This is a genomic window from Kribbella sp. NPDC020701, from assembly GCF_055562215.1.
In genome coordinates this window covers 70455-90460 of the sequence record NZ_JBVHFT010000001.1, presented here as the reverse complement: position 1 = coordinate 90460, position 20006 = coordinate 70455, and the positions used below count along the sequence as shown (strand labels likewise).

The following is a 20006-nucleotide window of genomic DNA, read 5'->3' as shown; positions in this document are numbered from 1 at the left end:
GTGAAACGACTCGGCTCCGGGGATGGATCCCCGGAGCCGATGAGTATGTCAAGGACGCAGGTCAGCCCGGGCGGACCGCGGTGTTGTACGGCATCAGGTCGATCGGGTCGGTCTTCACCGGCTTGCCGGGGCGGCTGGCGTGCACGATCCGGCCGTTGCCGATGTACATCGCGACGTGGCTGATCGGCGAGTAGTAGAAGACCAGGTCACCCGGCATCAGCTGGCTCTTGCTCACCCGGCGGCCCTCACTGGCCTGCGCCTTCGAGGAGTGCGACAGCGAGACACCGGCCTTGCCCCAGGCGTACATCATCAGCCCGGAGCAGTCGAAGGAGTCGGGGCCGTCGGCGCCCCAGACGTAGGAGTCTCCGAGCTGTGCCAGCGCGGTCTGGACTGCGGTCCCGGCGCGGCCGCTGACCGGCACCGGCAGGTTGTCCATCCGGTCGCTGTCGCGGGTCGGGCGCTCCTTGCGGGCTTCCGCGGCCTCGTCGGCGTTCTCCTGCTCGATCCGCTTGCGCTCGCTGTCGCTCAGCTTGTCGAGCACCTTCTGGGCGGCGTCGAGGTTCGTCTGGATCTGCTTGGTCAGCGCGTTCTGCTGAGCCTGCACGGCCTGCAGCGCGGCCAGCTCGGTCTGCTCACTGGCCTGCAGGTCGGTCAGCTTCCCCTGAGCCTGCTGGTAGCGGCGGAGCGCCGAGTCCTGCTGCCCGGCGAAGGCCTGGGCGGTGGAGGCCTGGCTGAGGAACTGGTCGGGGTTCGGCGACAGCAGCAACTGCGCCGTCGTCGACATCCCGGAAGTCTGGTACCCGGCGACCGCGAGGGAACCGATCTGCCGCCGCACCGTGTCCACCTGGGTCTGCTGCTTGGCGATACCGGCCTTCAGGGCGTTCACCCGGGCGGTGGAGGCGCTGATCTGCCCGCGCAGGTCGTTGGCCGACTCACCGGCCACCTCGGCCTTGTGCTGCAGCGCTGCGACCTGCGTCTTCGCCTGAGCCAGGGTGGGCTTCGGATCAGCGTCCGCCGCTCCCTGGATGAAGATCACGCCAGCGACGACAGCGGTGCTGGTGATGGCGGCGAGGGCGATTCCCTTGGTGCGGTTGATGCGTCCGATGGACACAGCCCGGTCGGTCCCTTCCTCTGCTCGCGCCGTCCCCGTCGACCACGCCGGCTGCGGATGTCATCCACAGTCGCCGACCGGTCACTCCCTCGGCTTTTACCGTTGCCCGGTCGGCCTGATCGACCGACACCCTGAGGCAACGAGACGTAACAGTAGTGACCGTTTCGTAACCAGTGCAATTCGCCCCTCGGGTTTGATCCAAAATTAACGAAGGATCATGCCAACCCAACGGCCGTTTCGCCTTCCCCGTCAGGGGTTTCGACAACAGTGTTCGGGTCGACACTGCTGACAGCGTGCACGAGGCGCAGCGGCGGGACCAGACCGGACTCGGCCAGCGCGTCCAGGGCGGCCTTCTCGTCGTCGTCGATCCGCAGACTGCCGGAGCGTTCGGCGGAGAATCCGAGAACCACCGTGACCACGCAGTCCTGGCAGCCTGGACCCTTCATCACACATGCTTCGCAGTCGATCAGCACAACGTCCTCCAAAGTGGGGAAGCACCCGGACTTGCACCCGGCTGAAAAGGACGCTAGAGAAGGCCTCCGACAGTTTCTGTCGTCAGGCGCGGGCGATGCGTGAGATCAGGCTCGTGGCGGAGAGTGAACGCGCACCGAGCTTGATGATGCTTTCGGCAACCTCACGGTCGGTGGAGACGACCACGACCGGGCGGCCCGGAGGCTCCGCGCGGACAAGTTGCCTGATCACCTCGTCGGCGATCACTCCGGCGGGGCTGAAGCGCACCCGCACACCGCGTGGTGGGTTCAGTTGCACCGGGCCCGAAAGCTCCGCGCCGTCGAAGACGACCGTGACCTCGATCCGGCGTTGTGCGACCAACGCACCCAACGCGGTCACCAACCGCTGACGCTGCGAGTGCAACGGCGAGTTCGGCCAGGCGGTCTTCGTGACGTTGTAGCCGTCGATGATCAGATGCACCTGCGGCAACGACAACAACTCGTCGAACAAGGCCGGATCGTCCTCAGGCGCCGTACGCCCGATCGGTGCGGCGTCGGGCTCCGTCCCGGCCACGGTGTCGGCCGGCCGGAGCTCTCCCCCGGGTGGCAGTGCCAGCTCGCGCCGTAGCCCACTCGCTGCCTCTAGCAACGTGTCCAGCAAGAGCCGGGTCCGCGTCGACGCCAGCTCGCGTTCCTGTCCCGCCGTACGGCGTGCCGCGTGTTCGATCGCTTCGAGTTCGGTGATGCGGGACCGGAGTTTGCGCAGCTCACGGTCCACTTCGGTGCGCGCGGCCTCGACCCGTTCGTCGGCCGTCTCAGCTTGGGTCGTCTGGTACTCGACCTCGCTCTGCAGACCACTGATCCGCTGCCGCGCCTCGTTCAGCTTGCGGCGGAGCGTGACGTTCTCGGCCTTGAGCTCGTTGACCTGTTCGCGGAGCCGTTCGCGGACCTGCCGGGTCTCGGTCCGGGCCTGATCGAGCTGGTCGGCGAGCCGGTTGATCGCCTCCTCGTCGGCGTGGGGCGTCTCGACCGGCACCTGAGCGGCCGCGGCGAGGTGTTGCTCCCAGTCGTCCGGGCGCAACAGGTAGGCCAGCGCCGCGACCTCGACCGGGTCCGCGGCCGGGACCGGGACACCTTCGGCCACGGCGTCGCCGAGCTCCGGATGCTCACGGCGTACCTGGAAGGCCGCCAGCCGGCGGAAGTGGTCGTCGGTCTCGAGGATCGGGCCGAGCACGGACGCCGAGAGCTTGGCACGCTTCGCGGGCGCGAAACTGGCGAAACGGCGCAACGGGGCCGGGATGTCGGACGCCGGAAGCTGGCCGAGGGCGTGCGCGGCGAGGGTGAGAACCCGTTGCCGGACCGGTTCGGGCAAAGTCGTAGCGGCGGAGCTCGCGGCGGTGCCTGCCTCAGTCACCGGTCCGCAGTCCGGCCCGAGCGGTGGCCTGGCAGCGAGATGCGCTGGGCCAGTGATGCAGACCACAACGTCCCGGCCTTCCGGCCGGTTTCGCCGTGATCGCCTGTGTACGCATACAGAGAGCGTAGTCGACTCCCTCGCGTGTCACCTGCGGAATTGTCGGTGGGGCCTCCTAGCGTCGTTGCCATGACCAGCCCCGTGCCCGCGCCGGCTCCGGACTCGCTGCCCATCCGCGGCGTCCAGCCGAGTTTCGACGACCTGGGTACGCCGCTGCGCGACGTCACGTTCTGCGTCGTCGACCTGGAGACCACGGGCGGCGCGCCGGGCGAGTCGGGGATCACCGAGATCGGCGCGGTCAAGGTGCGCAGCGGGGAGGTGATCGGCGAGTTCCAGACGCTGGTGAACCCGGCGGATCCGATCCCGCCGTTCATCGCCGTACTGACCGGCATCACCAACCTGATGGTTGCCTCGTCACCCCGGATCGACTCCGTGCTGCCGGCCTTCCTGGAGTTCGCCCACGGGTGCGTGATGGTGGCGCACAACGCGCCGTTCGACATGGGGTTCCTCAAGCACGAAAGCCTCGTGCACGGATATGACTGGCCCGACTTCGCCGTCGTCGACACCGCCCTGCTGGCGCGCCGGGTGATCACGCCGGACGAGGCGCCGAACTGCAAGCTCGGCACGCTGGCCAAGCTCTTCCGGACCACCACCACACCGAACCACCGCGCGTTGTCGGATGCCCGTGCGACCGTCGACGTGCTGCACGGACTGTTCGAGCGCGTCGGTTCGCTGGGCGTGCAGACACTCGAGGATCTGCAGACGTACTCGTCGCGGGTCGCACCGGCCGTGCGCGCGAAGCGGCACCTGGCCGAATCGTTGCCGCACGCACCGGGTGTGTACCTGTTCACCGACGACCGCGGCGAGGTGCTGTACGTCGGAAAGTCGAAGGACCTGCGGACCCGCGTCCGGTCGTACTTCACCGCCTCCGAGACCCGCAACCGGATCGGCGAGATGGTCGGTATCGCGACCGGCGTGCGCGGGATCGAGTGCGGGACGTCACTCGAGGCGGAGGTCCGCGAGCTGCGGCTGATCGCGGAGCACAAGCCGCGGTACAACCGGCGCTCGAAGTTCCCGGAGCGGCAACACTGGCTGAAGGTCACTGTCGAACCGTTTCCGCGGTTGTCGCTCGTCAAACAGGTGCGCGACGACGACGCCGGGTATCTCGGCCCGTTCAGCTCGCGAAAGACGGCCGAGCGGGCGATGGCCGCGCTGCACGAGGCGTTCCCGATCCGGCAGTGCACCGCCCGGATGTCGCGGACCCCTCAGTTGTCGCCGTGCGTGCTGGCCGAGATGGGCCGCTGCGTGGCGCCGTGTGACGGACGGATCTCAATCGATTCGTACGGCGAATTCGTGACGGCGCTGCGGACGGCGCTGACCGTGGATCCGACGCCCGTGGTCGACGCGCTGGACCGGCGGATCGACGTGTTGTCCGCGGACGAGCGGTTCGAGGACGCCGCCGTCCATCGGGATCGGTTGAGTGCTTTCGTGCGGAGCTCGGCTCGGATGCAACGGATGGCGTCGGTCACCGGGTGCGCCGAGATCTGCGCGGCCCGGCGGACCGACGACGGCGGTTGGGAGCTGCACGTGATCCGTCGCGGCCGGCTCGCGGCTGCCGGGATCAGCCCGCGCGGGACGGATCCGCGCAAGTACCTGGAGATGCTCCGCGCGTCGGCCGAGACCGTGCTGCCGGGGATCGGCCCGGTGGCCGCGGCCTCGCCGGAGGAGATCGAGCTGGTCCTGCGCTGGCTCGACCAGCCCGACATCCGGCTGGTCGAGATGGACGGCACCTGGACCTGCCCGGTCAGCGGTGCCGGTCGCCACCTCACCCGCCTCGACAACGCCCACTCCGAGGTCCACCACCACCCGACCGAACGCCGCCGCCACATGCGCCCGCTCGGGCCGGCGCGGGTTGGTTAGGACTCGATGAACTGGTAGTCGGAGACGATCCTCCCGTCGGGTGCCAGCAGGAGCAGGTCGATGCCGACGGCAAGTACCTCTCCCCCGCCGGCAGGCACCATCGCCCAGCGGAGTTTCACCATGTCGTGCAAGGTCGTGGCCTCGCCGTGCGGGCGGAACTCGAACTGCCCGGGTGCCACGAACTCGTCGTACGCCCGCGTCACCCGCCGTACCAGCGCTTCGTGCCCGCGGGCCTCCAGCGTGGCCGTGACGCCGATCTCCTCGGCTCGCTTGACGATCTCCTCCGGGGGTTCGAGCAGATGTACGCCGTCCTCGGTCCACAGCTCCTGGATCGCCTTCCGCCGGGTGTCCGGGTCGGGCTGGTTCCACACCGCGACGTACCGATCGGCCAATTCCTGCGCGTCGGACACGACGTTCTCCTTCGGTCCGGGCGACCCGTTGCCGCCCTGCCTCAGCAGCTTGCCGAGAGCGCCGTACCCCGGACAATTCCCTGCTGGGTATGGACTGTCGGTGCCATGCGCTAGACCTGAGACATGCTGACCTCTCGATCTGATCTGTCCGCGGGGCTGCGGCTGTGGCGGACCCGGCGGCGGGTGAGCCAGCTGGAGCTCGCCATCCGGGCGGGCACGACCCAGCGCCACGTGAGCTTCATCGAGAGCGGCCGCTCGCTCCCCGGCCGCGAGATGGTCATCCGCCTCGCCGAGTCACTCCAGGTCCCGCTCCGCGATCGCAATGCGCTGCTGCTGGCGGGCGGGTATGCGCCTGCGTACGACGAGACGCCGTACGACGGGCCGGGTCTGGGCGCGATCCGGACGGCGCTGACCGCGATCCTCGACGGGCATCGCCCGTACCCGGCTGTCGTCGTCGATCGACGCGGCGATCTGGTGCTCGCGAACGGCACCTTCCACGCGCTGACGACCGGCGTGTCGGAGCGCCTGCTCGCATCACCTGTGAACATCCCTCGACTGCTGCTCGACCCCGCCGGGCTGGCTCCCCGGATCGTGAATCTCGATCAGTGGGCCTGGCATGTGATCGACGCGCTCACCCGGGAAGCCGCGCTGAATCCGGACGCCGAGGCGGACGCGTTGATCGAGGAGCTGACCGCGGTGGTGCCGCCACGACCGCCGACCGGGCCGGAGCACCTCGGCTTCGCCGTACCGCTGCGGCTCCGGTCGGAGCTGGGTGAGCTGCGGCTGATCACCACCCTGACCCGGTTCGGTACGGCGATCGACGTCACGGTCTCGGAGTTGCGGATGGAGGCGTTCCTGCCCGCGGACGAAGCGACGGCGACGGCGCTGCGGGAGCTGGACCACACTATGCTTCAGCGGGTTGGGGTGTGACTTCCTTAGGAGAGGACGGCATGGTCACCGCGATCGTGTTCATCAAGGCCGACGTCGCGCGGATCCCGGAGGTCGCCGAGCAGGTGGCCGCCATCGAGGGCGTCAGTGAGGTGTACTCCGTCACCGGCGGGCTCGACCTGATCGCGATGGTCCGGGTCGCGCGCCACGACGACCTCGCCACCGTCATCCCCGACCACGTGAACCGCGTGCCCGGCGTACTCAGCACCGAGACGCACATCGCGTTCCGCGCGTACTCGTCGCACGACCTGGAAGCCGCCTTCAGCCTCGGTCAGGAGGACGGTGTCTGAGGGCTGGGCGAGCACGGCCGCGCTGACACGAGCTGAAGTTACGGTAATCGCATGAGCAACCCTCCCGAAGGCTGGTACCCGGACCCCACCGGCCAGCCGAACACCATCCGCTGGTGGAACGGGAAGCAATGGACCAACCGCACCCAGCCCGCAGACACCCAACCCGACGCCCCAGCCAACGGCTCCGAGCCCGCCAACTCGCAGGCCGCCAGCTCGCAGGCCGCCGCCTCGCAGGCCGCCGCCCGGTCGGAGCGCGACGCGGACACCCGCCCGCTCGCCGAAACCTGGTCGGCCACGCAGGCCCAGCCGTTCGGTGAGACTCGGCCGGTCTCGGAACCGACCACGCAGCCCGAGACGCCGCGGACTGGCGACACGTCTGGGTCCGGTGGGTCGGAGGAGCAGTCAGGCTGGTGGCAGCAGTCGGCCACCCCACAGCTGTGGGGTGGCGCCGAGCCCCAGCAGACCGGCGAGCCGACCCAGGCTGCCGACGGCCCGCGGCTGTCCGCGGTCGCGCCGGCCAACGACGCCGACGAACCGACTGACGCGGATGAGCGGAGTGCGTTCGAGCGAGCCCGCGCGACGTGGGACGCCCCGGTGATCGCACAAGCCCCGCCAGAGCACTGGTCGCAACGCGAGGTCTCGGACGACGAACTCGACGTACCCCTCGACGAGCCCCTCGCCGAACCCGCCAACGAGCCTGAGCCAGCCCCGAGTAACGGCTGGACCCTGAAGCTCGCCCCAGCCCCCGTCGACACCGAAGACGGATCAGGTGAGGCAGCAACCTCTCGTACCAAGACCACCGCCGGAGGCACGCCGACCCCCGGTCCCGCCGCAGCTAGCAGTCCTGGACAGGAGGCACAGAGCTGGTCGGACGTGAGCTGGACCGACGCGCCGGCCGTAACGCCGACGCCACGACCAGACCCGCAGCCCGCTGAAGCGTCGACGGAAGCACAGCAACGCTGGAGCACCCAGCAGGCCGACGAACCAACCCAGATCCAGCCCACCTGGGCCATCCAGCCCGAAGACAACCAGGACCTGCAAACCCTCCAACCGACCAACCACGCCCAGCCCTGGACCGCCGACCCAAGCGACGATCCCACCCAGGTGCAACCCGCCTGGCCCGCACAACAGCACCCACAAACCCACCCAGCGTGGGCCACACAACCCGAGCCCAACCAGCCGGACGGTGGCACGCAGTCCGCGCAGGAGCAGACCCAGCCGGCCTGGGGTGCGCAGTCCGGGCAGGACCAGGCACAGGGGCAGCCAGCATGGGGCGAGTCCGAGCAGCAGGCCCAGCCAGCGTGGGGTGCACAGTCCGGGGAGGACCAGGCACAGGCTCAGCCGGCGTGGGGGCAGTCCGAACAGGGACAGGGCCAGCCGGCTTGGGGTGTCCAGGAGGCGGACCAGGCGAATGGGTGGGGCGCGCAGCCGGCTCAGGAGTCTGCGGCGCAGCAGACGGACGGGCAGGCCGACCAGGGACAGGGCTGGGGCGTTCAGCCGACCGCTGGCAACGCCGATCAATCCCAGGGATGGGGTGCCGACGCCGGACAGGGTCCGGGCTGGGGTGCGGAGCAGCAGGCTGGTGACGAGGCCGGGCAAGGTCAGCCCTGGGGCGCGCAGCAGCAGACTGGTGACGACGCCGGGCAGGTTCAGCCCTGGGGCGGGCAGAGCTGGCCTCTTCAGCAGAACGGCCAGGCTGGTGGATGGGGGCCTGAGCAGACCGGGACCGACCCCTGGCAGCCAGCTGGCGACAACAACAGCTGGGGCGCCGGAGAACAGCAAGCTGCGAGCAGTGGCTGGCATGACGGTGCACCGGAGTCCGGACCGTGGGGCCGGCAAGCGGCCGAAAACCAGGGCGCCGGGCAACAACCTGGACCCTGGGGCCAGCAGACGACTGCAGAGAACCAGGCCACCGGACAATACGCCGCACCGTGGGGTCAGCAGGCGGATGGTCAGGGCCAGGCCGGCGGACAAGACGCTGGGGCGTGGGGCCCGCAGGCCGCTGGTGAGAACCACGGCGGTGGGCAGGGGTCCGCGGCGTGGGGTCAGCAGGCTGGTGGGGATCGACAGGGTGGGGAGCAGCAGACGGCTGCTGATGCTTGGGGTAGTGCTTCGCAGCAGACCGCCGGTGAGGGTTGGGGTGGTGGACAGCAGGGCGCTGGTGAAGGTTGGGGGGCTGGGCAAGGGGACGGTGGTGGGGAGCAGAACGGCGGCGCGAACTGGGGTGGGGGGCAGCAGACTGCGCAGGCTTGGGGTGAGCAGGGTGAGGCCTGGGGTGGGCAGCAGCAGGAGGTTGGCTCGGGTGGGGCTGGGCGTGGGGGGAAGCGGGAGAAGAAGGGGAAGGGAGCTGGGGACGGAGGCGGGCCTTCCGGGGCGAAGCTGCCGTTGATCGTCGGTGGCGGGGTTGCGCTGGTGATGTTGGTGGTGGCGGCAATCTTCCTGATCGTCAACCCGGGCGACAAGAAGGCGGACCCACAGCCCACCGGTACGCCGACCGCACAGCCGACCGGCAGTCAGCCGACGAACCAGCCAACGGGGCAGGGCAGCACCAAGCCCGGCCAGTCGAAGAACCCGAAGCTGCATGAGGGCGCGCGCATCTCGTCCGACGCGATCTCGTTCCCCCGCCGTACGGCGCCGTGGTCGGACCGGAAGCGGCTGGTACCGCAACTGCTCAACTCGAGCGGGCAGTACATCGTGCTGCAGGAGAAGTTCGACGGCAAGAACGACTGGTACGCCGACATCTTCGTCGGCGCGCTCGGCACCGGCTCGGGGTTCAACGGCGACCCGAAGGCGACCGCGGCGGCGCTGTCGATCCAGCTGCGGACCAACCTGTACGGCGACATCCCGGTGACGTTCAAGACCATTGCCAACGGTGCGGTGAAGCGGTCGGACAAGTCGGGCTGGTTCTTTCAGCAGACGGTGACCGCGAACTCGGCCAAGGTGACCGCCCGAGTGCTTACCCTGACGGTGGCCGTTTTCGACCTCGGTGACGGCACTGCAGTCGCGTACATCAGCGACATCCCCAACACCCGGCTGGATCTGAGGGCGGCCGAGAGTCAGGCCTACAAGGGAATCAACGTTGGCTGAGAACGAAGACCAAACCCCACAACCGCCCCGGTCCGCCCGGCACAGCGCCCCACCACCCGGAGGCACTAACCCCCCGCAGTACGACAACCACCAACAGCCACCCAACCCCGTCGGCCAACCGCTGACCCCCGAGGAAGGCGGTCCTCTACCGGCACGCGGGTACGGCGGCCCCGCACAGGCACCCGGGTACGGCGGACCCGCACAGGCACCCGGGTACGGCGGGCAGCCGCAGCCGTATCCGGCGAGCCCGGCGGGTGGTTCGGCGGATGCGTTGTCCGGGCAGTCGCCTGCGCCGGCACCGCCGCCTCCACCGTCGGCCGCGCCGTCCCACTCCGCCGGGTCGCACCGGCCACCCGCCGGAACGCCAAACCCGGGACAGCGGCCCGGCCAGGCGCAGCCGTCCCAGCAGCCCGGCCAGCCGCAGGCGTACCAGCAGCAGCCCGGCCAGCAGCCCCCGGCGGCGCCACAGCATTCGGCACCTCAACACGCCGTGCCCCAGCAGCCGCGGCCGAACCAGCAGACCGGCTGGCAGCAACCCGGACCACAACAGGCGGGGCAGCAGAAGCCGGGACAGCAGTACCCAGGTCCGCAACAGACCAGCCCGCAGCAGGCGGGACAGCAGCACCCAGGTCAACACACCGGCCCGCAGCAGTCGGGTCTGCAGCAGCCAGGGCATCAGCAGCCTCCGGCGCAGCAGCAGGGTCGGCAGCAACCGAGACAAGAGATGTGGGGAGCGCAGCAGCCTCGGCCGCAGCACGGCGGCCAGCAGCAGGGTCAGCAGATGTGGGGCCCTCAGCAACCAACTGCCTACCCGCAGCAGCCGACCCACGCCCAACACGGGCAGTCCCAGCAGGGGCAGCCGCAGCAAGGCCAGTGGCAGCAGGGCCAATACGGGCAGGGTCCGCAGGGGCAAGCGTATGGGGCGGGGCAGTCGGCGGCTTATGGGCAGCAGGGCGGTCGGCCGGCACAGCACAGTGGGCAGGCGCTGCACGGTGGGCAGGCGCAGGACGGTGGGCAGGCTGCGTATGGGCAGCAGGCGGGGTTTGGGGAGCGGCTGGCCGTTGGTGGGGAGGCGAAGGGTGGCGGGAAGCCGCCGATGGATTCTGGGACGAAGGCGCGGCTGATCGGGGCGCTTGCGCTGGTGATCGCGGCCTTGGCGACCACCGGGCTGAGTGTCGGCTGGATCTGGACGAAGGCCGACGCGGTCACCCCGGTCGCGCTCCCCTCCGGTAACCAGGCGCCGATCGAGACTGTCAGCCCGTCGGTGCAGCCGTCCGAGACGCCGACACCGGTCGGCAAGGTGCTCGGCACCGAGATGGTTGCCGCGAACAACGACTCGATGCCGATCATGAGCTCGGCCTGGACCAACTACTCCGACGAGACCGGTCTGTGGGGCGGCGCCGCGATCTGGTTCACGGTGCACAACAACTACGACGGCAAGGGCGCGAAGTGGGGCAACGTCACCAGCTTCGGCCAGCTGCCTCCCGACATCCCGTACAAGAACACCGCGGCCGGCCTGAAGGAGGCCACGGTGCAGGTGGGGTCGCGGGCGATCATCGGGCTGTACACCAAGGACGTCAAGGTCCTGCCCGGTACTACCCACAAGGCCATCACCGTCAGCGGGCACCCCGGCCATGAGCTCGTCGCCAAGGTCGCGGTGAGCCAGCCCGGCGTCAAGGAGACCTTCTCGACCGTGATGGTCGCGGTGATCGATCGCGGCGACGGCACGGCGGCCGTGTCGATCGCCGACATCGCCGGGTCCACGCCCGCGTGGCAGAAGGTCTGGCGCTCCAAGGTCAGCCAGATCGAGATCAACAAGTAGACGCGGAAAGGGCCGGCGGGGACATCCCCGCCGGCCCTTTCCGTCACCTCAGCAAAGCGTCAGCCGCGCACCTCGGCGCAGGCAGCGATCCACCGATCCAGTGTTTCCTTCGCCGCGCCCGAGTCGATCGCCTCCGCGGCCCGGTCCATCCCACTCCGGATCCGGCTGGTCACGTCCCCCGGCTCCGGCTCGTACGCCGCCAGTGCCGCCCCGGCGTTCAGCAGTACGACGTCCCGCACCGCGCCCGGCTCACCGTCGACCAACGCCCGTACGACCTTCGCGTTGTACGCGGCGTCCGCACCCTTCAGCGCATCCGCGGACACCGGCTCGATCCCGAGCTCCCGCGGATCCACGGTGAACGGACCCTCGACCGATCCCCCGCCGACACTCCACACCTTCGACGTCGTCCGCGTGGTCAGCTCATCGAGCCCGTCATCACCGTGGAAGACCAGCGCGTCGATCCCGCGTCGGGCGAGTACTCCGGCGATCAGGCCGGCGATCCGCTCGTCCGCGACGCCGACGGCCTGCGCCGACGGGTCGCCCGGGTTCGCCAGCGGGCCAAGCAGGTTGAAGGTCGTCGGTACGCCGAGCTCACGCCGAGGTACGGCGGCATGCCGAAGAGCAGGGTGGAACGCGGAGGCGAAGCAGAACGTGATCCCGACCCGCTCCCCCACCTCGGCGACCTGCGCCGCGGTGAGATCGAGCGGGATCCCCAGCTCCTCCAGGACATCGGCCGCACCACACGCCGACGAGGCCGCACGGTTGCCGTGCTTGACCACCTTCGCGCCGGCTCCGGCCGCGACGATCGCCGACATCGTGCTGATGTTCACTGTGTGTGCTTGGTCACCACCCGTCCCGACCACGTCCAGCGTCCGGCCGGAGACCGTGACTCGCCCGGCGAAGTCGCGCATCGTCGCGACCAGGCCTTCGACCTCGCTCACCGTCTCGCCCTTGGCCCGCAGCGCGATCACGAACCCGGCGAGCTGCGCCGGCGACGCGGCACCGGACAGGATCTGCTCCATCGCCCACGCGGTGGCGGCGGACTCCAGGTCCTCGCGCCGCAACAACGGATTGAGCACCTGCGGCCAGGTGTAGTCGGTCACGGGGCCTCCCGGCCTGGACTGAGGAGCGGAGGGAGCGAAGCGACCGGAGCGACCGGAGCGACGAAGGAAGGCCGGGAGTAAAGCCCCATGACCCGCCGAGCCGGAGGCGAGGCCAAAAGCACAGTCATGGGGCCTCCCGGCCTGGACTGAGGAGTGAAGGGAGCGCAGCGACTGGAGCGACGAGGGAAGGCCGGGAGTTGAAGCCCCATGACCCGCCGAGCCGGAGGCGAGGCCAAAAGCACAGCCATGATGCGTGGTCAGGCGGTGGTGGCGGGGAGGTTGGCCAGGCGCTGGCGGAGCAGGTCCGCGGTGACCTCGGCCATCCGGATCGGGTCGATGGGGTGCGAGACCGCGCCCTCGGCCCGCGACCAGGTCGCCAGCCAGGCGTCCTGCGGGCGGCCGGTGATGACCAGGACCGGCGGGCACTGGAAGATCTCGTCCTTCAACTGCCGAGCGATCCCCATGCCACCGGCCGGAACCGCCTCACCGTCCAGGATGGCCAGGTCGACCCCGCCCTTGTCCATGGTCTTGATCACGGCCGGTTCGGTCGCGCACTCGACGTACTCGAGCTCGGGCAGATCGGCGGCCGGCCGCTTACCCAGGGCCAGCCGGACGGACTCCCGCGTCGTACGGTCGTCGCTGTAGACCAGCACCTTCAGCGGACGCTCTGAACTCATCGATCCATCCCAAGTTCTGTGGCTGTACGAAAGGACATGCGAACAACAGGGGGAATGCTACCGGGGCGCCTGTCCGGTCCGGCGAGCCTGTTCCTCCAACCGGTCCAGCCGGCGGTCCTCGCGCCGGGCCTCCCGCTGCGATTCCCGCACCCATTGGACGAACAGTACGGCGAAGAACACCACGCCGACGAGGTCACCCGAGCCCCACAGCAGGCCGCCCGCGATGTACTGGTCATGGAGTGGCGACGGCGGCCAGGACCGGCCGAAGCTGGTGTACCAGTCCTCGGCGATCAGCTTGTTCGCGGACATGATCGTGATGCCGAGGAACGCGTGGAACGGCAGTGTGAGGAAGATCAGCAGCAGCCGGAACGGGTAGATCACGCGCCCCGGCACCGGGTCGATCCCGAGCAGCGGCCAGAAGAACAGCGCGCCGACCAGGATGAAGTGCAGATGCAGCAGGTCGTGCAACACGGTCGAGTGCAGGGTGGCTTCGTACCAGCCGCTGAAGTAGAGCGCCCAGGGGCTCAGCACGAACAGCGTGAAGCCGACCAGCGGGAAGCAGAGCACCTTCGCGACCCGCGAATGCAATACGGAGAGCAACCATTTCCGCGGACGCTGCGGAAGCGTGCGCAACGCCAGCGTGATCGGCGCGCCGAGCGCCATCGCCAGCGGCGTCAGCATCGACAGGATCATGTGCTGGACCATGTGCACGCTGAGCAGCACCGTGTCATAGGTGCCCAGCGCCGACTGGGTCGCGATCACCGCGCTTCCGAGCCCCACGCCGACGAACGAGAACGTCCGGGCCCGGGACCATTTGTCGCCCCGTTTGCGCAGCTTGTGGACGCCGTACAGATAGAGCGCGCCGAGGACGACGATCACACCGAGTAACACCGGTTCGAAGGTCCAGGCCGTCAGCAACCGCAGCGGCGTGAACGGCTCGATCTGGTCGCCCGGCGTGGCGTGGAGGGGAAGCACGCTTCCACAGTAGAAACAACGGTTCGGCGACATGCACGGGGGTGGTCGTGGCTCTGGACAGGCGGACCGACATAATGACCGCGTGGCCACTGCAACTGCGCTCCCAGCGTCTCGTGAACACGGACACCACGACCGTCCCAGCATGGTCAGTGTCGGCACGATCGTCTGGCTTTCGAGCGAACTGATGTTCTTCGCCGCCCTCTTCGCGGCGTACTTCACGATCCGGTCGGTGACGACCGCTTCCGCCGCTCCCGGGACCGAGACCCTCTGGCAGGCGTCGACCGAGATGCTGAACGTGCCGTTCGCTTCGGTGAACACGTTCATCCTGGTCGCGTCGTCGTTCACCTGCCAGGCCGGTGTGTTCGCCGCCGAGCACGGCAAGGTGGGCCGGAGCGGCTCGCTGGCGAACGTCCGTGCCTGGGGCATGCGTGAGTGGTTCATCCTCACGTACGTGATGGGCGCGGTCTTCATCGCCGGTCAGGTCACCGAGTACGCGAAGCTGGTCCACGAGGGCATGACGATCTCGTCGTCGCCGTACGGATCGGTCTTCTTCCTGACCACCGGGTTCCACGGTCTGCACGTGACCGGCGGTCTCATCGCTTTCGTGTTCGTCCTGGCCAGGACGTACATGGCTCGTAAGTTCACCCACGAACAGGCGGTCTCGGCGATCGTCGTGTCCTACTACTGGCACTTCGTCGACGTGGTCTGGATCGCCCTGTTCGCGACCATCTACCTGCTCAAATGAGTGAGAAGAGACATTCCTTGTCACCGGCGCGCTTCCTCTCCGCACGTCGACGGCACCGGTCAGCCGGCCTCGTCGTGCTCTTGTTCGGCCTCCTGGCAGTGGGTTCGGCGTACGCCGCCTTCGCCCCTGACAACGCGGTCGCGGACAACTCGGCCCAGTCCCAGCAGATCGAGGAGGGCAAGAAGCTCTTCGCGGTCGGTTGCTCCAGCTGCCACGGCCTGAACGCCGAGGGCGGCGGCAACGGCGAGGGCAAGATGGCCGGCCCGTCGCTGATCGGCGTCGGCGCGGCCGCGGTCGACTTCCAGGTCGGCACCGGCCGGATGCCCGCGATGCAGCCGGGTGCACAGATCCCGCGCAAGACGCCGGCGTACACGCAGGAGGAGATCGAGGCCCTGGCCGCGTACGTCGCCTCGCTCGCCCCCGGCCCGGCCGTCCCGGCGCAGGAGTCGTACGACGTGAGCAAGGCCACCGACGAGCAGGTCACCCGTGGTGGCGAGCTGTTCCGGACGAACTGCACGGCCTGCCACAACTTCGCCGGCCGTGGCGGCGCACTGCCGAACGGCAAGTACGCGCCGTCGCTGATGGGCGTCAGCGAGAAGCACATCTACGAGGCCATGCTGACCGGCCCGCAGCAGATGCCGGTCTTCTCCGACCAGGTGATGCAGCCGCAGGACAAGGCCGACATCATCGCCTACCTGAAGGCGCTGCAGGCGCAGAAGGACCCGGGTGGCTTCGGTCTCGGCCGGCTCGGACCGGTCTCTGAGGGACTATGGGGTTGGCTGGTCGGTATCGGCCTGCTGGTGTGTGTAGCGGTGTGGATCGGCGCCAAGGGCGTCAGGGCCAAGGGAGCGAAGGCCGAATGAGCGACGACAAGCTTCCCGCTGTCAGGGCGGAAGAGGAGCACAGTCAGGTACAGGTGGCGGAGCCGATCCCGGACCCGGGTATCGAGCCGCACGAGTACCGCATCACCGACATCGACCCGAAGGCCGCCGACCGGGTCGAGCGCCAGGTCGCGACGATGTTCACGCTGGCCGGCCTGCTCGCGCTCGGTTCCTGCGTGGCGTACTTCGCCATCAAGCGGGACGCCGTGCTCGAGTTCGGCCCGCTGTCCGGCAATGCCAACAACATGGTGATCGGCCTCTGTCTCGGCCTCTCCCTGTTCCTGATCGGCGCCGGCGCGATCCAGTGGGCCAAGAAGCTGATGGTCGACGAGGAGATCGCCGAGGACCGGCACGACGCGCACTCGACGCCCGAGCAGATCGCCGACATCACCGAGGCGTTCCAGCAGGGTGTCGCGGAGTCCGGGTTCACCCGGCGCAAGCTGATCCGCCGTTCGCTGTTCGCGGCGATGGGCCTGCTCGGCCTGCCGGCCATCGTGCTGCTGCGTGACCTCGGTCCGCTGCCCGGTCGCAGCCTGTACAACACGATCTGGGCCAAGGGCATCCGGGTCGTCAACGACGTCACGAACCGCCCGATCAAGCCCTCCGACATGGTCATCGGCCAGCTGGTCAACGCCGCGCCCGCCAACCTGGCGCCGCTGCAGGAGGAGAGCCCGGTCGCGTACCAGAACGCCAAGGCGAAGTCCGCGGTGATCGTGGTGCGGATCAAGCCGAGCGAGATCCAGGCCCCGCCCGGACGGGAGAACTGGGGTGTCGACGGCATCCTGTGCTACTCCAAGATCTGCACCCACGTCGGCTGCCCGATCTCGCTGTACGAGCAGACCACCCACCACGTGCTCTGCCCGTGCCACCAGTCGACCTTCGACCTGGCCGATGGTGCCAAGGTCGTCTTCGGCCCCGCGGCCCGTCCGCTGCCTCAGCTACCCTTGGCGGTGGACAGCGAGGGCTACCTGGTCGCACAAAGCGGCTTCACCGAGCCGGTCGGCCCGAGCTTCTGGGAACGAGGGTGACACCAGTGTCAGACACGAAACAGTTTCCGCCTCCGGTCAAGTATCTGGACGACCGCCTCGGGATCGGCAAGATCGGCCGGAAGAACCTGCGCAAGGTCTTCCCGGACCACTGGTCGTTCATGCTCGGCGAGATCGCGCTCTACAGCTTCATCATCCTGATCCTCACCGGCATCTTCCTCACCTTCTGGTTCCGGCCGTCGATGGCCGAGGTCGAGTACCAGGGCTCGTACAGCCTGCTCAAGGGCCTGCACATGTCCGAGGCCTACGCCTCGACGCTGGACATCTCGTTCGACATCCGCGGCGGTCTGCTGATGCGGCAGATCCACCACTGGGCGGCGGTGCTGTTCATCGCCGCGATGATGGTGCACCTGCTCCGCATCTTCTTCACCGGCGCGTTCCGCAAGCCGCGTGAGCTGAACTGGGTGATCGGCTTCACGATGCTGTTCCTCGGCATCATCGAGGGCTTCATCGGTTACGGCCTGCCCGACGACCTGCTGTCCGGCACCGGTCTGCGGATCACCAACGGCATGATCCAGGCGTCGCCGGTGATCGGCACGTACCTGAACTTCTTCATCTTCGGCGGTGAGTTCCCCGGCGACGAGTTCGTCTCCCGGTTCTTCACCATCCACGTGCTGCTGATACCGGGGTTGATCCTTGCCTTGGTCACGGTGCACCTGTTCCTGGTCGTGTACCACAAGCACACGCAGTACCCAGGCCCGGGCCGGACCGAGAAGAACGTGGTCGGCTACCCGCTGATGCCGGTGTACATGGCCAAGGCCGGCGGCTTCTTCTTCGTCGTCTTCGGCATCACCTCGCTGATGGGGGCACTGCTCCAGATCAACCCGGTCTGGTTGTACGGCCCGTACAACCCCGCGGAGGTGACGGCGGGATCCCAGCCGGACTGGTACATGGGCTGGCTGGAGGGCGCGGTCCGGATCTTCCCCGGATTCGAGTCGCACTTCTGGGGCATCACGTTGAGTTGGAACCTGCTCATCCCGGCCCTGATCATTCCACCGGCGTTCGTCACCCTGGTCGCGCTCTATCCGTTCATCGAGGGCTGGATCACCGGGGACAAACGCGAGCACCACCTGCTGGACCGGCCGCGCAACATGCCGACCCGGACCGGGATCGGCGCCGCCTTCATCACCTTCTACGCCCTGCTGTGGATCGGTGGTGGTAACGACGTGGTCGCCACTCACTTCAACGTGTCGCTGAACAACGTGACCTGGTTCCTCAGAGTCGCGATCTTCCTCGGCCCGGTGCTGGCGTTCTGGGTCACCCGGCGGGTGGCGATCTCGTTGCAGCGCGCCGACAACGACCGGCTGCTGCACGGCCTGGAGACCGGTGTGATCGTCCGCTCTCCCGAGGGCAAGTACACCGAGAAGCACGAGCCGATCGGGACGAACGAGGCGTACGAGCTCACCGCCCGGGAGCGGCTGCTGCCGTTCGACCCCGGACCGGAGACCGACGACAACGGTGTCCGCGCCCCGCGCCGCGCCCTGAACAAGCTCCGCGCCCGGCTGTCCCGCTTCTACTACGCCGACGCGGTGCAGAAGCCGACCGCCGAGGAGCTCGAAGCGGCCCACGAGCACGCTCACGACGCGGACGAGATCCACGACCTGACGAGCGAGACGGAGACCTACCGCGAGGTCACCAGCGACCGCTCCTGACGTCGTACCAGCACGGCGTTGCACTTGCGAGAGGCCCCGGTATCACGCCGGGGCCTTTCGTCTACCCGAGGGCTTCGGAGACCGCGGTCAGGTAGCTCTTCACGAGAGTCTGCTCAGCTGGGTCGAGCGCTTCGGTGGCGGCGACCATGCGTTCGAGGAGAGGGCCGAAGAACTGCCAGCCGAGGTCGATCGCGGCGTCGGAGACCTGAAGGCGGGAGCTGCGGCCGTCTGAGCGGCTTCTGAGGCGTTCGACGTGCCCGGCGGCCTCCAGGCGGTGGATGACGGCCGTCGTCGCTTGAGAGGTCATTCCAAGCTGCTGAGCCAACCAGCTGGGCGTCGCCTCCACACCGGCCCGTTCGGCGTCCAGAAGCCGGACAAGCGCCCGTACGTCGGTGCCGTGCAGACCGGAGGTCTGTGCGAACTCCCCCACCGCCAGCTCGAGCCGCAGCGCGACCTCCCGCAACCGGTGCACCAGGTCCAGCGCCGCCGCCCGCTCGGGGTCAGCCGGCATCACTCCTTCACGCATACCCCGCAACTTACCTCACTGAGTGAGCTATTCTCGCGTCATGACCTTCCAGGACGCGTACGACGCCCTCCTCGCCCGCTGGGAAGTCCCGGTGGAGCAGCTCGAGCTCGCCGACGAGTTCGGCACCACGCACGTGAACGCGTGTGGTCCGGCCGACGGCCCACCCGTCGTACTGCTCCCCGGGTACGGCGCGACGTCACCGGTGTGGTTCGCCGTCGCACCACGCCTCGCCGACCGCCACCGCGTGTACGCCGTGGACCTGATCGTCGACGCGGGACGCAGTACCAACACCGGGCGAAAGCCGACGACACCGGCCGACCTACACACCTGGCTCACGAACACCCTCGACGGCCTGGGGATCGCCCAGACAGCGCTCTGCGGTCACTCCTACGGCTCCTGGATCGCGCTCACCTACACCCTCGCGCACCCGGACCGCGTCGACCGGCTCGCCCTCCTCGACCCGACGGACAGCTACCTCGGCCTCCGGCTCCCCTACGTCCTGCGAGCGTTGCCGAGCCTGCTGCGCCCGTCGCGGAACCGCACCAAGTCCTTCCTCCGCTGGGAGACCCAAGGATTGCCCGTCGACCCAGGATGGCTGGAACTCGCCGGCTTGGCCGCCGAGCAGCCCTCGACCCCGTTCGTCCGCACCAAGCGTCCGACCGACGACCAGCTGCGGAACCTCCGCCCCTCTCCCCTGGTCTTCGTCGCCGGCCGGAGCAAGAGCCAGAGCCCCGACAAGCTGGCCCAGCGCGTCACCACCCTGAACCCGACGGCGACCGTCGTACGCCTCGACTCCGCCGCCCACCACTTGCTGCCGGCGCTCCACGCCGACGAGGTCGTCCCCGCCCTGACCAAACACCTGTTCGACTGAGGCGACCCCCTTTCCACGGGCA

Annotated in this window: 19 protein-coding genes; 10 read left to right on the top strand and 9 right to left on the bottom strand. The window is 68.8% G+C overall.

The genetic code is table 11. The features are described 5' to 3' along the window. Nucleotides 1-61: 61 nt before the first annotated feature. The 3 genes from ACZ3HV_RS00390 to ACZ3HV_RS00380 all read right to left on the bottom strand — a co-directional run bounded on the left by ACZ3HV_RS00390 (nt 62) and on the right by ACZ3HV_RS00380 (nt 2974). A complete protein-coding gene (locus tag ACZ3HV_RS00390) occupies nt 62-1111 on the bottom strand; it encodes a C40 family peptidase (protein WP_465679533.1) in 1050 nt (349 codons plus the stop codon). A 215-nt stretch (nt 1112-1326) separates the two neighbouring features. Then, nucleotides 1327-1557 carry a hypothetical protein gene (locus ACZ3HV_RS00385; protein ID WP_465679532.1) on the bottom strand — a complete coding sequence of 77 codons (231 nt, stop codon included), beginning with the start codon at nt 1555-1557 and terminating at the stop codon, nt 1327-1329. Between the two features lie 109 nt (nt 1558-1666). Continuing rightward, the gene (locus ACZ3HV_RS00380; protein ID WP_465679531.1) at nt 1667-2974 is read right to left on the bottom strand and encodes an NYN domain-containing protein; all 1308 of its coding nucleotides are present in this window, start codon (nt 2972-2974) and stop codon (nt 1667-1669) included. 186 nt (nt 2975-3160) lie between these two features. Here ACZ3HV_RS00380 and ACZ3HV_RS00375 point away from each other — a divergent pair, with 186 nt between their 5' ends. Continuing rightward, nucleotides 3161-4951 (top strand): DEDD exonuclease domain-containing protein, encoded by a 1791-nt coding sequence (locus ACZ3HV_RS00375; RefSeq protein ID WP_465679529.1) that lies wholly within the window; start codon nt 3161-3163, stop codon nt 4949-4951. Here ACZ3HV_RS00375 and ACZ3HV_RS00370 read toward each other — a convergent pair. Continuing rightward, nucleotides 4948-5361: a hypothetical protein gene (locus ACZ3HV_RS00370; RefSeq protein WP_465679528.1), complete on the bottom strand. Its 414-nt coding sequence runs from the start codon at nt 5359-5361 to the stop codon at nt 4948-4950. The genes ACZ3HV_RS00375 and ACZ3HV_RS00370 overlap by 4 nt on opposite strands. A gap of 123 nt (nt 5362-5484) precedes the next feature. Between ACZ3HV_RS00370 and ACZ3HV_RS00365 the strand changes: the two genes are divergently transcribed. The 3 genes from ACZ3HV_RS00365 to ACZ3HV_RS00355 are packed head-to-tail and all read left to right on the top strand — an operon-like array spanning nt 5485 to nt 9686. Then, nucleotides 5485-6291 (top strand): helix-turn-helix domain-containing protein, encoded by an 807-nt coding sequence (locus ACZ3HV_RS00365; RefSeq protein ID WP_465679527.1) that lies wholly within the window; start codon nt 5485-5487, stop codon nt 6289-6291. A gap of 20 nt (nt 6292-6311) precedes the next feature. Then, nucleotides 6312-6599, top strand: a complete 288-nt coding sequence (locus tag ACZ3HV_RS00360) for an Lrp/AsnC family transcriptional regulator (RefSeq protein ID WP_360380353.1) — start codon at nt 6312-6314, stop codon at nt 6597-6599. A 51-nt stretch (nt 6600-6650) separates the two neighbouring features. Next, complete coding sequence (locus tag ACZ3HV_RS00355) at nt 6651-9686, top strand: hypothetical protein (RefSeq protein ID WP_465679526.1); 3036 nt, start codon at nt 6651-6653, stop codon at nt 9684-9686. Between the two features lie 145 nt (nt 9687-9831). Here the strand turns inward: ACZ3HV_RS00355 and ACZ3HV_RS00350 are convergent, their stop codons facing one another. Beyond that, on the bottom strand, nt 9832-10575 hold the full coding sequence (locus tag ACZ3HV_RS00350; RefSeq protein ID WP_465679524.1) for a hypothetical protein: 744 nt from the start codon (nt 10573-10575) through the stop codon (nt 9832-9834). Nucleotides 10576-10782: 207 nt separating this feature from the next. Between ACZ3HV_RS00350 and ACZ3HV_RS00345 the strand changes: the two genes are divergently transcribed. Next, nucleotides 10783-11508 (top strand): hypothetical protein, encoded by a 726-nt coding sequence (locus ACZ3HV_RS00345; protein ID WP_465679523.1) that lies wholly within the window; start codon nt 10783-10785, stop codon nt 11506-11508. Nucleotides 11509-11567: 59 nt separating this feature from the next. Here ACZ3HV_RS00345 and trpD read toward each other — a convergent pair whose 3' ends face one another. From trpD to ACZ3HV_RS00330, 3 genes are all read right to left on the bottom strand, one after another. Further along, nucleotides 11568-12611, bottom strand: a complete 1044-nt coding sequence (trpD, locus tag ACZ3HV_RS00340; RefSeq protein ID WP_465679522.1) for an anthranilate phosphoribosyltransferase — start codon at nt 12609-12611, stop codon at nt 11568-11570. Between the two features lie 257 nt (nt 12612-12868). Then, nucleotides 12869-13288 carry an Rv3143 family two-component system response regulator gene (locus ACZ3HV_RS00335; RefSeq protein WP_465679521.1) on the bottom strand — a complete coding sequence of 140 codons (420 nt, stop codon included), beginning with the start codon at nt 13286-13288 and terminating at the stop codon, nt 12869-12871. A gap of 57 nt (nt 13289-13345) precedes the next feature. Further along, the gene (locus ACZ3HV_RS00330) at nt 13346-14263 is read right to left on the bottom strand and encodes a cytochrome c oxidase assembly protein (protein ID WP_465679519.1); all 918 of its coding nucleotides are present in this window, start codon (nt 14261-14263) and stop codon (nt 13346-13348) included. A gap of 31 nt (nt 14264-14294) precedes the next feature. Here ACZ3HV_RS00330 and ctaE point away from each other — a divergent pair, with 31 nt between their 5' ends. The 4 genes from ctaE to qcrB are packed head-to-tail and all read left to right on the top strand — an operon-like array spanning nt 14295 to nt 18587. After that, entirely contained in the window at nt 14295-15008 is a 714-nt protein-coding gene (gene ctaE / locus ACZ3HV_RS00325; RefSeq protein ID WP_465679518.1) for an aa3-type cytochrome oxidase subunit III, read from the top strand. Then, the gene (gene qcrC, locus ACZ3HV_RS00320) at nt 15005-15871 is read left to right on the top strand and encodes a cytochrome bc1 complex diheme cytochrome c subunit (protein ID WP_360380613.1); all 867 of its coding nucleotides are present in this window, start codon (nt 15005-15007) and stop codon (nt 15869-15871) included. The genes ctaE and qcrC overlap by 4 nt, the downstream gene beginning before the upstream one ends. Then, nucleotides 15868-16917, top strand: a complete 1050-nt coding sequence (qcrA, locus tag ACZ3HV_RS00315) for a cytochrome bc1 complex Rieske iron-sulfur subunit (protein ID WP_465679517.1) — start codon at nt 15868-15870, stop codon at nt 16915-16917. Before qcrC ends, qcrA begins: the two co-directional genes overlap by 4 nt. 5 nt (nt 16918-16922) lie before the next feature. Continuing rightward, entirely contained in the window at nt 16923-18587 is a 1665-nt protein-coding gene (qcrB, locus tag ACZ3HV_RS00310; RefSeq protein WP_465679515.1) for a cytochrome bc1 complex cytochrome b subunit, read from the top strand. Between the two features lie 61 nt (nt 18588-18648). Here qcrB and ACZ3HV_RS00305 read toward each other — a convergent pair whose 3' ends face one another. Further along, nucleotides 18649-19113 carry a MarR family winged helix-turn-helix transcriptional regulator gene (locus ACZ3HV_RS00305; RefSeq protein ID WP_465679514.1) on the bottom strand — a complete coding sequence of 155 codons (465 nt, stop codon included), beginning with the start codon at nt 19111-19113 and terminating at the stop codon, nt 18649-18651. Between the two features lie 40 nt (nt 19114-19153). On the opposite strand from ACZ3HV_RS00305, the gene ACZ3HV_RS00300 reads away from it, so the two are divergent. Continuing rightward, a complete protein-coding gene (locus ACZ3HV_RS00300) occupies nt 19154-19984 on the top strand; it encodes an alpha/beta fold hydrolase (RefSeq protein WP_465679513.1) in 831 nt (276 codons plus the stop codon). Nucleotides 19985-20006 lie beyond the last annotated feature (22 nt).